The organism is Paenibacillus motobuensis (assembly GCF_039521865.1).
In the GTDB taxonomy this organism is placed as follows: Bacteria; Bacillota; Bacilli; order Paenibacillales; family Paenibacillaceae; genus Fontibacillus; species Fontibacillus motobuensis.
Map to the genome: position 1 here is coordinate 368,185 of NZ_BAAACX010000007.1, position 12,928 is coordinate 381,112.

The 12,928-nt window shown below is 43.4% G+C and carries 13 protein-coding genes and 2 pseudogenes; 5 read left to right on the forward strand and 10 right to left on the reverse strand.

Annotated features, from left to right (window positions below; all coding sequences use genetic code 11):
* Position 1: 1 nt before the first annotated feature.
* From ABD014_RS06835 to ABD014_RS06860, 6 genes and pseudogenes are all read right to left on the reverse strand, one after another.
* Positions 2–88: pseudogene (locus tag ABD014_RS06835) on the reverse strand (AraC family transcriptional regulator); the annotation flags it as partial.
* Positions 89–177: 89 nt separating this feature from the next.
* Positions 178–984, reverse strand: coding sequence for a pentapeptide repeat-containing protein (locus ABD014_RS06840; RefSeq protein ID WP_343859085.1), 807 nt, complete (start codon positions 982–984; stop codon positions 178–180).
* A 222-nt stretch (positions 985–1,206) separates the two neighbouring features.
* Positions 1,207–2,007: an alpha/beta fold hydrolase gene (locus tag ABD014_RS06845; RefSeq protein ID WP_343859087.1), complete on the reverse strand. Its 801-nt coding sequence runs from the start codon at positions 2,005–2,007 to the stop codon at positions 1,207–1,209.
* 19 nt (positions 2,008–2,026) lie between these two features.
* Positions 2,027–4,351, reverse strand: coding sequence for an ABC transporter permease (locus tag ABD014_RS06850; protein ID WP_343859723.1), 2,325 nt, complete (start codon positions 4,349–4,351; stop codon positions 2,027–2,029).
* A gap of 2 nt (positions 4,352–4,353) precedes the next feature.
* Complete coding sequence (locus ABD014_RS06855; protein ID WP_343859089.1) at positions 4,354–5,058, reverse strand: ABC transporter ATP-binding protein; 705 nt, start codon at positions 5,056–5,058, stop codon at positions 4,354–4,356.
* Positions 5,059–5,326: 268 nt separating this feature from the next.
* The gene (locus ABD014_RS06860) at positions 5,327–6,307 is read right to left on the reverse strand and encodes an ABC transporter substrate-binding protein (protein ID WP_343859091.1); all 981 of its coding nucleotides are present in this window, start codon (positions 6,305–6,307) and stop codon (positions 5,327–5,329) included.
* 212 nt (positions 6,308–6,519) lie between these two features.
* On the opposite strand from ABD014_RS06860, the gene ABD014_RS06865 reads away from it, so the two are divergent.
* From ABD014_RS06865 to ABD014_RS06875, 3 genes are read left to right on the forward strand one after another with little or no spacing between them, the layout of a single operon-like run.
* Positions 6,520–7,530 (forward strand): FecCD family ABC transporter permease, encoded by a 1,011-nt coding sequence (locus tag ABD014_RS06865; RefSeq protein ID WP_343859093.1) that lies wholly within the window; start codon positions 6,520–6,522, stop codon positions 7,528–7,530.
* Positions 7,527–8,567 carry a FecCD family ABC transporter permease gene (locus ABD014_RS06870; protein WP_343859096.1) on the forward strand — a complete coding sequence of 347 codons (1,041 nt, stop codon included), beginning with the start codon at positions 7,527–7,529 and terminating at the stop codon, positions 8,565–8,567. Before ABD014_RS06865 ends, ABD014_RS06870 begins: the two co-directional genes overlap by 4 nt.
* A gap of 25 nt (positions 8,568–8,592) precedes the next feature.
* Positions 8,593–9,393 (forward strand): ABC transporter ATP-binding protein, encoded by an 801-nt coding sequence (locus tag ABD014_RS06875; protein WP_343859099.1) that lies wholly within the window; start codon positions 8,593–8,595, stop codon positions 9,391–9,393.
* A 58-nt stretch (positions 9,394–9,451) separates the two neighbouring features.
* Here the strand turns inward: ABD014_RS06875 and ABD014_RS06880 are convergent, their stop codons facing one another.
* The 3 genes from ABD014_RS06880 to ABD014_RS06890 all read right to left on the reverse strand — a co-directional run bounded on the left by ABD014_RS06880 (position 9,452) and on the right by ABD014_RS06890 (position 11,379).
* A complete protein-coding gene (locus tag ABD014_RS06880) occupies positions 9,452–10,231 on the reverse strand; it encodes an IucA/IucC family C-terminal-domain containing protein (protein ID WP_343859101.1) in 780 nt (259 codons plus the stop codon).
* Positions 10,232–10,376: 145 nt separating this feature from the next.
* Positions 10,377–10,811, reverse strand: a complete 435-nt coding sequence (locus ABD014_RS06885) for an MBL fold metallo-hydrolase (RefSeq protein ID WP_343859104.1) — start codon at positions 10,809–10,811, stop codon at positions 10,377–10,379.
* 1 nt (position 10,812) lies between these two features.
* On the reverse strand, positions 10,813–11,379 hold the full coding sequence (locus tag ABD014_RS06890; RefSeq protein ID WP_343859107.1) for a DUF4256 domain-containing protein: 567 nt from the start codon (positions 11,377–11,379) through the stop codon (positions 10,813–10,815).
* Positions 11,380–11,605: 226 nt separating this feature from the next.
* Here ABD014_RS06890 and ABD014_RS06895 point away from each other — a divergent pair, with 226 nt between their 5' ends.
* Both ABD014_RS06895 and ABD014_RS06900 read left to right on the forward strand, forming a co-directional pair.
* Complete coding sequence (locus ABD014_RS06895; protein WP_343859110.1) at positions 11,606–12,178, forward strand: poly(ethylene terephthalate) hydrolase family protein; 573 nt, start codon at positions 11,606–11,608, stop codon at positions 12,176–12,178.
* A 253-nt stretch (positions 12,179–12,431) separates the two neighbouring features.
* A pseudogene (locus tag ABD014_RS06900) lies at positions 12,432–12,647 on the forward strand (transposase); the annotation flags it as partial.
* 40 nt (positions 12,648–12,687) lie between these two features.
* On the opposite strand, the gene ABD014_RS06905 reads toward ABD014_RS06900, so the two are convergent.
* Complete coding sequence (locus ABD014_RS06905; protein WP_343859112.1) at positions 12,688–12,888, reverse strand: winged helix-turn-helix transcriptional regulator; 201 nt, start codon at positions 12,886–12,888, stop codon at positions 12,688–12,690.
* Positions 12,889–12,928 lie beyond the last annotated feature (40 nt).

The window sequence follows — 12,928 nt, forward strand, 5'->3', positions numbered from 1 at the left end:
TATATAAATCCACCTTACATTTCCCCTCCGGGTCGGTCGAAGGGTCATTCATGCAGAACTCCAGACACGGTCTCTCATCAGGCTCGTACTCGCTATTCGGTGATCAAATGATTGTTACTAATCCAGGCTGGCTATCAAGTATAGCGGTCTATTACCTTTTACTACTATAGTATCAAGTTAATTCAACCAATGATCAGGAACCTTCAGGTCATGAGGTAATCGGGTATTTTTACTGCCTTTTGCCGAGTTCACTTGAGCCTGGGTTAAGAAAATGCTTCCGATCAGATTAGCACCCGATAAGTCAGCATCTCTTAAGTCCGCACCTATAAAATCGGCTTTTCTTAGGTCAGCGTTCTTCAAATTAGCTGCGATCAAGAATGCGCCTCTCAAATTCACACCTTGCAGATCGGCACCTTTTAGATTCGCTCCCATAAAATCTTGGTGTGACATGTTTTTCTTGCTGCTTTGGACAAAATCTTTTCGAACGAGTTCACTAGTTTGGAGCAGCAACGAATTAACCATTTTTCGATGGTTGGATACATCGAGGTTTAGAATCTCCGCTGGGCTAAGTCTAGTTAAAGACAGTGTCAGCTCATAGATACCTTGCAGCTCGCTCTTAATGGTTCGAGTCTCTTCCAAATCCAATGCTTGATCTAAATAGTAGAGCATCTCATGCAATTGTTGAACAATGGGGAATACAGCGTACATTTCCTTAGATAGCCCCGGATTAACGCTCCAGTCATTTCCTTTGTAGATCTCCTGCGAGACATGCTGTCCAGCACCGAAGCATTCATAGGTGACACATCCACGAAACCCTTTGTCTCTTAAATGCTCGTGGATGGTGCAGCGATGATCTAGGCCCAGGTTACGGCAAGGGACCCCATCTGCTTTGCTATATGCAAAATCCGCTGATTTTGCATACGGTAATGCCACACAACATAATCCAAAGCACTGTTCACAATTAGAATGTAAATTGCTGTTCATAGAGCACACTTCCTAGTTAAAAATTAAAATTTACATTACTATTTTAATGTAATATTTTATTCCCTCCAATTCTTTTCCTCTGTTACTCCTTTTGTTTCCTACGCATATACAAGTTCAATTCAGGTCCTATTGTTTTGTTTGCACCGTAAATGAGGGAAGATGGTCAGTTTGTACGATACTGTTGCTATAGAACGAGATACACGGGCAAAAGTTATTCTATAATTACTCACAAAAACTTAGGATTGTGGATATAACCTCCGGATTTGACCAATATTCCTCATGTTTTAAACCCGAGAATTCGCTAACGCTAGCATGGCTGAAATCATCAGCTAATGAATACGAAATTGAACTTTTAATAGTCGTATCCGAGTTGGATGTGATGATCAAAGTCCTGGCAGATACTGTTTTAGCATATTCCTTGGTATTTATGTTATCAGTAATAAACCAGCCGAACGGACTATGAAAGACGGGAATGATCGCATTGTAAAGATCAATCACATTACGGTAAGGTGCGACTAAGACCAACCCGACGCAGTCTCTTTGGCTGGCAAGATAGGCAGCGATTCCGGTACCATAACTGTATCCTACAACATAAATATTGTCTTTAGCAGCGGAATCCAAATCAAGCACATAATCATAAAGCCTTACCGCAGCTTCCTGCATCGTCTCTAGGTTCATAAAGCCTTTACTTTCCTGACTGCCAGGGTAATCTACGGAGACCAATGTATAATCTTTAAAAATCTCACCATATTTCAATACCGCATTGTAAGCTATCTCTCCCGAGCCGCCAAAATAAAGGATTGTCCTATTGGCTTCTCCTTTTCTGATATAACCGATTAAATCTTTATTGACTCCAATTTCTAATCTAGAGATGGATGTATCCCTTGTAGTCGATGGCTCTGCATTCTTGTAAAAAGAATAAGAAATATGCCTAAATATTAAATTAAAGGATATACCGCAGACTACAAATAAGACGACCGCTAGTATAACAATAACGCTTGTTGCTTTAGCATACTTCTCCATAGGCGACACCACCCATAAGTTATTCAATACTCTTTAAGGATTCAGTCATATTGATTTTGTTCACTTTTCCTCTAAGCAGCAGGTTAGATAGAATGGTAAGCAAGAACGCCAGGAGGATAGAGGCCAGAGTCATAAGAATGTTTAATTGATCCGGGATTTGCTGATGGGTACTAGACAGTGCTTTGACTACTATTGTATAGACATAGCCACTTATTGGTAAAGCAACAATAACCGCAAATGTGGTCAATATTATATTTTCAAAAAATATGAGCCGGTTGATTTTGTTTTTTTGATACCCTAATACTTTAAGTGTTGCCAGTTCGCGACTCCGTTCATAAATGTTGATGGAAGAGATCGTATATATGGCGCCAAAGGAGAGAATGACAGCACAAATGATAAACATGATAAATACAAAACTGTTCTGCTTCAAAATATATTGAGCTGACTTCTTGAGATCACTCTTATCTGCAATGGCATCTACATAAGGATCTTGTTCAAAGAAGCTGCGAATGCTTGCCAAATCTGAGGAGCTATCAGCTTCAACTAACAAGGAAGTTGGACTGTAATTTATGTCCAGGCTCTTTAAATAGGTTGGCGTAATATAAAACGATGGATTCGAATACTGGGTAGAAATATTCAACACCTTCATACCCACAGATTTATCCTTAAGCTCTGGTGCTGTAAACTTTAGTTGAATCATATCACCTGTTGAAATATGATATTGGTCAGCATAAGATTTCGGGACCAGAACACCCCCATCTTCTAGTCGTATTCGATTACCTTTTCCGTCGAAGAATTGAATGAGATTGTTTTCCTTTTCGGTAACGACTAAGGTGGCATTTTCTTTCTCATCATTTGTTATCAACTCCACGGGGAAGTTGGATAACCCATAACTGCTTTTAATACCCGTCGGAAGGCTGATTAGATCCGAGGAGGTCCCTAGCGCATAATCGACTTTTAAATCATACGTATAGACATCTTCCACTTGATTAGCTACTTTTAACAGAGCAGATTGAGTGCCAAAGGCCGTTATCAATAGAATCGTGCTGACAACAACGCCAAAGGAGCTTGCTAACGCTTTTTGTTTATTCAAAAATATATTTCTTATTATGAGCTTGTAGCTATAGGAAATATGGTTCCAGATCCCCGGTATTCTTTCGATAAGCAACTGTCTCATCTTCTTCGGCGGTTTAGGACGCATCGCCATAGCTGCACGTTCTTTTAATATGGATCGACCACTTAAGTAACAAGCCACAATTCCAAAAGCACTTGAGAATAAGATGGGGGGAACGACAGAAAATAAAGAAAGTGAGAATGTAATGTCGGGCAGGGAGTAGGACCTTGCAATCGATGCCGTAATTAATGGAATAAATACGATTGCAGAAATGACAGTACCTAGAATGGAACCAATGATTCCTACCAGCACAGGATAGCCCATGTAATGAAGCATAATGCTTCTATTTTTAATGCCCAACGCCTTCATAATCCCCACTTGATTTCTTTGCGAATCTATCATCCTCGACATCGTCAAAAATAGGATAACTGCTTCAATTATAAAGAGGACGAAGGGAATAACCCTGCTCATCAACTTATTGTTATGTATTGTCTGAGTTACTTGCGAGTAGTTGAAAGTTCGCTCTTTACTTACTTGATCCAAATAGGGGAGAAGCTTGGACTGAGCCTCAATGGACCCGGCTAATTGTTCAATATCGTAGCCTTTCTCAGCCTCTATCATTATTTCGTTATAGTAGAATCCGTCCACGATTTCAGGTATCGCCTCTTCAGTCATATAAGCTACCCCGTAGCCTTTATGATCCTGGATTCCGTTCTTCTTGGTATATTCAACATTTTCAATCAAGCCGCTAACAATAAATTCCAAGTTTTTTTCATTTGTAGTTATGGTGATTTTATCACCAACTTGAATATGACGTTCCTTGGCATAATGGGAATCCAATAAGAGGTCATCTTTTTGCGACGGCATACTGCCCTCAATAATTGCAGGTGTATTAATTTCATTTATTGCAGGGAGCGAATGCATTTTTAAGGAGGTCTTATCATCCTTGAAGACCTGCGTAGCATCAAAGGTATAACGTCCTTCGATTCTATTGATACCTTTAATTTTGCTTAAATCAGTAATATCATCTTTGGAGATTTGGTCGTAATAGACATTTAAGTCGCTTAGATGATGTTCTTCAAAGTAAACCTTCGTATAGCCGCTAAGATTGCCGCTCAAAGTAACTAGCCCCGTATAGAAAAAAGCTCCTACCGCGATAACCAGAACAAAGGCTGTAAACTGTCCGACAGAATGTTTAATATCTCTTAATAGTTTGATGAATAATCTCATCATTACCACTCAATCCCTTCGACATTTTGTTTCTCCTTATTCATCGTAATGCTCTCTATCTTTCCGCTCTTCACCTTGATTACTTTATCCGCCATTGGAGCAATAGCAGAATTATGGGTGACTATAACGATGCACTTCTTCGTGTCCTTGTTCAAATCCTGAAGAAGCTTCAAGACAGCTTTACCTGTGACATAGTCCAAAGCACCGGTAGGTTCATCGCAGAGTAATAGGAGGGGATTCTTGGCAACTGCTCTCGCGATCGCGACTCTTTGCTGTTCGCCCCCTGAGAGTTGGGAAGGAAAGTTCTTGATGCGATTCGTTAATCCAACTTTATGTAATATGTCTTTGGCATCCAAATGGTCTTTACAGACTTCCGTGGCGAATTCAACGTTCTCTAGAGCGTTCAAATTCGGAATCAAGTTATAGAACTGAAATACAAAGCCAACATTTTGTCCGCGATATTCAGTTAATTTTCGCTCGTTCCATTTTGTGATTTCATGATCTCCGACAAACACTTGACCTGAGCTTGCCGTATCCATTCCGCCTAATATGTTCAGAATCGTGCTCTTACCAGCACCGCTCGCCCCCAAAATCACGATGAACTCTCCCTCGGATATGGAGAAATCCACTCCATTAAGAGCTTTAATAGATATTTCTCCCACTTTGTATTCTTTCGTTACGTCTTTGAATTCGATTAATTTGTTCACTTGCTACAGCTCCTCGTCGAGTATTTTGCAAACTTGGTTTCAGACACTACTCATCTTAGTTGCGGGGTGTCTAAATCCTAGTATCCATAATATACCAACTAAGAAAACCTGCATCCTGCAGCCGATGTATTTTAACCTCCGTCTCTAGAAGGAGATTGGTTCGTGAATCGCGCAGTTGAGGAATGTGCAAGAAGCTATTAACATGAAGAAAGGGAAGGAGCAATGGATGCTTCCTTCCCTTCGATATGATGTTTCATTCGTTCATTCTTTATTTCTGAATGCCATAGATATTATACAGCTCATCCACCATCAGATTTGCTGCGCGAACACCGCCTGCTGTATTGAAGATTGCATCGTCTACTTGATAAGCTTTCCCGTTCTTCACAACATTGAGGTTCTGCCAGAGCGGATCCTTCATAAACTCTTCCGCTTGCTGCGTACCTTTGTTGTCACCGGTCTCGTAAGTAAAGTACAGCATCATATCTGCATCGACTTCTGGAATACGCTCCTTTGAAATCTCTTCAACGAACGTATCTTTGTAGTTGGTTTCCGGACGAGCAATGCCAATTTGCTTGAAAATAATCCCCGTAAATGTATCCTCCAGATAAATCCGCGTCTTGCCGCCCATAAAGCGAACGACAGATACCTTTTGCTTCAGCTTGTCGCCAGCCGCTACCTTGAAATCTTCAATCTTCTTGTCGAAGTCGGCAATCACTTTCTGGCCTTCGGCTTCCTTATTCAAGGCTTTCGCATATAAGGTGAAGTTATTCTTCCATTCGCCGCGCAGCGTTTCAGAGAATACTGTTGGTGCAATAGCGCTAAGCTGCGAATAGATCTTCTCTTGACGCATCTTATTGCCGATAATAAGATCCGGCTTCAAGCTAGCAATCAGCTCGATATTAGGCTGTGATTCTTCGCCAAGCTCGGTGACGCCTTCCATATCGTCCTTAATATGTTTATACCAAGGATCGCCTGTGAAGGACTTAACGGCGCCAACTGGCTTCACACCTAGCGCAAGCAGTGCTTCGGTGCCTTCGTTCGTTAAGATAACGACACGCTGTGGCGTACCCTTTATTGGCGTTTCACCCATAGCATGTTGAATTGTATAGGATGCATCCGAAGCGGCAGATGAATCTCCTGCAAGCTTCGAATTGTTATTCGCTTGTCCACAAGCAGATAGTATGAAAACGATAGAACATAAAGCAGCAAACAGCTTTGTTAAATGTACGGGATGTCTGTTCGTAAACATTGAAGAAAATCCTCCTAAAATTCAAATGAAAATGATTATCATTACTAGGCAATAGTATGGTATAATTTTTGAGGTGTCAAGATGTTGTTATAAAGATTTGGCTTGCTCATGATCTACGCGTTATCCAAATAACGAAGGAAATCTATGACAAAGCTAATGCATGGTAGTATCACATATTAGCCATTAAAGGCGTGTAGACGGAGTAGATCAACATGAATAGTGGTAGAATTGCAAGCCGATTCAGGGCTTTGGTCCTCATCTTATTATTTGTCATGGTAGCTGTTGCGATGATATGCAGTGTGTTGTTTGGTGTTACACAAATTTCGCTTCATAACGTGATAGAATCGTATACTGCATTTAATGGCTCGAACGTGCATTTAATTATCCAGCACACACGGGTACCGCGGGCATTGATTGCGGCAGCTGTTGGCGCAGGGCTGGCAGTAGCAGGCGCCTATATGCAGGGCCTGACACGCAACCCACTAGCATCACCCTCCATTCTTGGGGTGAATGCGGGAGCTGCGTTCTTTGTCGTGACGGTCCATGCGCTCGTGTCGAATATTTCCTATAACGTCCTAACTTGGGTCGCTTTCTTCGGTGCAGCCGTAGCGGTTGCGGTAGTTTATGGGCTCGGCTCATTAGGCAGAGATGGTATGACGCCCATTAAGATTACGCTGGCAGGTTCAGCGATGACCGCCTTCTTCTCTTCCTTAACACAGGGGATTCAGTTAACGAGTGGGAAAGCTTTTGAACAGACTTTATTCTGGCTGGTAGGCTCAGTAGCCGACCGTGAGCTTAGCATGCTGCAGGCGGTTGCTCCGTATATGCTGGCAGCTCTTATTGTCGCCCTGCTCTTGGCTGGGCAGATGAACGTGCTTAGCATGGGTGATGATGTTGCAACTGGGCTTGGGCAACGCACATGGATGATTAAGATTGTGGCGGTTATCGTTATTCTGCTGCTCGCCGGCGGTTCAGTTGCCGTAGCGGGACCGATTGCATTTGTCGGTATTATTGTTCCGCACTTCGCTCGTTTTCTGGTCGGAACCGATTACAAGTGGGTTATTCCTTATAGTATTGCGCTGGGTGCGTTGCTGCTGCTCACGGCGGATATCGGTGCCAGGTACATCGTGATGCCAAAGGAAGTACCGGTTGGCGTCATGACGGCTATAGTGGGCGTTCCTTTCTTCGTCTACGTTGCACGCAAAGGAGGAAATGGAAAATGAGCAAATATATTTCAGTCCAACGTCCATGGTACTCGTTCCTTATTAGCCGTAAGGTGCTTTGGTCTTGCTTAGTCCTATTAGCCGTGATTATTGCCGTTATTATATTAAGCGTGGGTTTAGGCAGTGTAAGGATTGGGGTGCTCGATACAGTGCTGGCCATCTTTGGTCATGCCAAGGACAGCTCGCACGAAGTCATTATCTTTAATTTGCGAATGCCGCGGATTGTTGTTGCAATTCTTGTAGGTGCCGCATTGGCGGTATCCGGAGCTATTCTACAAGGCATGATTCGCAATCCGCTTGCATCTCCTGATATTATAGGAATCTCAGGTGGCGCGACATTGGGTGCGGTGCTTTATTTCTATTACTTTGCAGGCACAGTTAGCATTCATTTCTTGCCCATCGGCTCTATTATTGGCGCATTTGTAGCTACGTTCGTCATTTATTTGCTAGCGTGGAGCAAGGGCGTGTCGCCGCTCAAGATGGTGCTGATTGGCATCGGCATGAATGCAGCGTTTAACGCTATTACGTATATGCTGCTTGTGTCTGCGCCGTTCATTCTAGCCCAGAAGTCGCTTACATTTATGACGGGCAGCATTTACGGTACATCATGGAAGAACGATGTCCTGCCTTTGCTGCCATGGGTAGTGATACTACTGCCGGCAGCGATGCTGTATGCACGTCATGTGAACGTGCAGGAGCTGGGCGACGATGTAGCGGCAGGCGTCGGAAGTCCTGTTCAGAAGCATCGATTCGTGCTTCTGATTCTGGCGGTAGCCTTGGCGGGCGCCGGGGTTGCGATTGGCGGCGCCATCGCCTTCATCGGGCTCATGGCACCGCATATTGCTCGCCGCCTGGTAGGTCCGTCCTTCGGCGGGGTGCTTCCCTGTTCGGCCTTGATTGGCGCACTGCTGCTGCTTATCGCAGACTTGATTGGTCGAACGGTATTTACACCGCTCGATATTCCCGCGGGAGTGTTCACCGCCGTTATCGGGGCTCCGTTTTTTATCTATTTACTCTACCGTCATCGACACCAATAATCGGACACCTGAGGGGGATCTATGTATGATCGCAATGGAAACAAAGGATTTATGTCTTGCCTATGGCGATGCAATCGTATTTGATGAATTGAATTTCTCCATCCCGAAGGGGAAGATTACGGTCTTTGTCGGCAGCAATGGATGCGGCAAATCGACGCTGCTTCGTTCCTTGGCGCGTCTCATTAAGCCGAAGGATGGAGTTGTGCTCATAGACGGTAGCGAAATTGCCAGACTACCGACCAAGGAGATCGCGAAGCGGCTCGCCATCCTGCCGCAGGGTCCGATTGCCCCAGAGGGGCTTACCGTTTTGCAGTTAGTCAAGCAAGGGCGATATCCTTATCAGTCATGGCTGCGCCAATGGTCGAAGGAGGATGAACAGAAAGTAACGCAAGCGCTTCAGGCTACGGGCATGGCTGCTTTTGCCGAGCGTACAGTGGACTCGCTGTCGGGCGGGCAACGCCAGCGCGCATGGATCGCCTTAACGCTTGCGCAAGGCACCGACACGATCCTGCTTGATGAGCCAACTACGTATCTGGATTTGACACATCAGATTGATGTGCTTGATCTGCTGTTTGAGCTGTATGAGAAGGAGGGCCGCACGATCATTATGGTGCTGCATGATATTAATCTCGCTTGCCGCTATGCACATCATATGGTGGCCATCAAGGATCATGCGATATGGGCGGCGGGCAAGCCCGAAGATATCGTTAATGAAGAGATGATTGCTGAAGTATTCGGCATGGAATGTATCATTTCACAAGACCCGCTGTTTGGTACACCAATGGTGATTCCACATGGCAAAGGGCGCAAACCGAATTTGGAGTAATAAAAGAAACGACCGTTCCTTGGCTTCAGAAGTAAGCCTTTGGGAACGGCCGTTTTTTTTAGTGATGATTGCGATACTTGCGTGTTCGGTTCTCCTCGCTGATGTGCGGACATGTATAGCAATGGCGATCATCTCCCGGTAGACAGTGCTGTAAGCAGCACTTCGCTCTTACCAAGACGGAGTGATCATCGATCTCAACCGACTTGAACCGAGAGAAGATGGGGTTAATCGGGCAGTCTGCAAAGCTGTCAATCCAAGCATAGTCCGTGAAGTAACGATAATCCTCTTCGAGACATCGTCTTGCTTCAGCAGTTTCAAGCTTGTCGATATCCTCCTGCTTCCAATAAGCAACGAGATAAGACAATGTAGCCCATAACGTTGATCCGCCGATACCGGTGGCTTGAATAATTGCACTCCATACTGGCTTCATATTGGTGTGGTACATATGTTGCAGCAGCAGACGCCGCCGCTCCTCCCGTTCTGGAATCATCGAGATACCTGGCAATTCCTCCTCGATTGCCAATAGGAAATGCAGCTTATCCTTCTGTAAGACGATCCTAAGCTGCTCAAGGGAAATGTCCAAGCAGCGATCGTAGTAAGAGAAGGCGTACAGTGCTCCGGCGATGACGGAAACGTAACGTTTCATGAAGATGGAGCCTGTAACTTCCTTACGCGGGGACTGAATCGCTTGACCGAAAGCGGATAGAAATTCCTCCAGTGCCTCGGGATGAAGCAAATCAACACCATGAATGATAAGTGCCTCTGAAGATATATGAGCCGAATCCGCATGGAACATATGATATCTTGTCATTAATAAGGGATGATCGAGAGTTGCCATGTGGTCCTCCAGTGTTCATTTTTCCAAAATAACCTATACCCCATATTCTACATCATATCGAGGGGATTGGTAGAACTTGAAGCAAGGAAGTATACGGAAAAAGAACTATAAAGGGGGTGGGCCGTATGTGCCCTCCTGAGATCTCTTAACGTTCCATAAGAGAGTTCATGATATTAACAATGCTTTGTTTACTAATTGGTTCAGCATGTCCTACTACACAAGTATCAAAATCAAATCCTTCAATTGCATCAATTAAAGAACGCAATTTATCTTTATCTAAGTAGCAATTAATATAATAATCCACTCCAACCGCGTCGCCAATAAACAATACTCTTTCTTGAGGTACAAAGATGCAAACAGAATCATCACTATGCGGTGAGGGAATATGATGTAATTCTGCAGTAATGCCTCCGAGATCGATTTCCATGTTTCCGTTGAAAGAGATATCAGAAGTTACCACATTAATGAACGCTTTTACCCATTTATATAACCAAGGATCGGCCTGTCTGACTCTTTGTTGAACATAGTATAAAATACACGATCTGTTATGCGTCTTAGTTCCATAAAATAGATCCTCCAAATTACACCCTTAGTGAGCCGCGGAACCCTCTGCCGGCGTAGTAAGATTCTGCACCGTTATGATACACGAAGACATTTCCGTAGCGGAAATCACCAAATATGGCGCCGCCATGTGATCTAATGTCAGAAGGGGTTTTCAACCAGCTTGATGTTTTTGTATCGAAATTTCCAAGTTTCTGCAGCTCCCGGTACTGCTCTTCCGTTAGAAGCTCTATGCCCATGGCAGCTGCCATATCCATAACGCTGTTTTCCGGCTTATGTTGTTTTCTGGACTCCAGTGCTTCACGGTCATAGCAGACACTTCTGCGGCCTTTAGGACTTTCTGCTGAGCAATCAAAAAAGATGAATTCGTCCGTCTCAGCATCATAGCTAACAACATCCGGTTCTCCTCCGGTGAGCTCCATCTCATAAAGTGACCGCAGTTTTTCAGCGTTAGTTTCCAACTTTTCTTGTACTCCAGCCCATTCAAGATTTATATGTCGGTCCATGTTTTTCTCAAAACGAACCTTCAATGTTTTAAGCAGTTCTTCGCGCTGATCTGGGGACAACTGCTTTTTGATATCTTCCATAATAAAAACCTCCTCAAACGAGATATAACCGACTATACTTACAGGTCAGCTGAACTGAATAGATTCATATTTGATTATAACAATAAGTAGTTGCCTAAAGGAGGGGGGAATTCACATCTTATTTTAATGAACAACATAACTACATCTTTCACGTGTATCCCTTAGTTTCATATTTTAACAGAGAAAACGATAGATAAACCTATAGACTATCGTAGAGGTCACGTGTATGTCGGTTTTGAAAAAACGAAAGTGGATTTTATGGTTGTCAGTTTTAGTCCTGATCGTTGCAGTTTCAATTACAATTTTCATGCAAATAATCATTCATTCTAATGTACCGGAACTTACAGAAGGAAGCATTGAGCAGCGGTATGCACGGCAAGGAAGTTATCATGTAAAGGTAGAAGAAGTTAAGAGTACGAGCGGAGAGGCTTTATTTAGAATATACTACCCAGCATTTCAAGGAGACGAATCCTATCCTATTATTTCTTGGGGGAATGGAACAGGTGCCACGCCAGATCGTTATGATGAGCTCTTAACTCATCTTGCTAGCTGGGGATTCATAGTAATAGATTCCTATAGCAAGACAACAGGAACAGGCAAAGAAATTGTGGAGGCGATTGATTATTTGAGAAATGAAAACCAACTAGCAAACAGCTTGTTTTATCAAAAAATACAAATGGAACACATTGGTGTAGCTGGGCATTCTCAAGGGTCTACTGGGGTTATTAATGCTCATACCAACTATAAAAGTGGATCGTTCATTAAGACGGTTGTATCCATCGCTCTTAGGGTTACTTGACGGCTTGGATGAGATATCGGCTGCTTGATGATCAGGAAGCCATGAAGGCATTTCATGGGAATTATTCCGAGATGATGCATAATACAAATTGGGAGGACGTTATACAAGCAAATATGAATGATAATCAATAACAAAAAAACGGCATGTTTGCCGTCAGGCTGTCGAGAAAGTCTCGACAGCCTTGTTTTTGTTAAAATAATTTAAGACGACACCGCGTTAATGTTGTACAATATAGATAACGACTCATGAACGGATGGTGTTTTTGATACTAAGATCTAACCGAGAAAAACAACAAAGCTATGAATTTGTTTCGATCGAAGAGTTGGTCCCACAGAATTATTTACTGCGTAAAGTGGACCAGTATATCGACTTCTCATTTATTGAGGCTAAGGTTCGTCCCTTGTACTGTGTGGACAACGGGCGCCCAGCCATTGATCCGGTCATCCTTTTCAAGATGATTTTTCTCGGCTAGGGGCTCCGCCCCTCATTACTATTTCCGCCAATACATCTCAGCTTAAAATGTTCTCTGGTGACCGAACCTCTAGTAAGATGATCTCTTCTCCTTGTTGTCTTATTTTAATATTCTCTTTGCCCCAAGAACACATAACATCTACGATCTTATTTGCTGTAACTCCATATTCTTTGAGACTATATTCGACTTTGGCGGCATCTGCTGGTACACATATCTTCTTACGAGCCCACTTTTTCAAGTTCGCGAAGCTCCTGGATTCCTGTTTGTGTATGTCACTC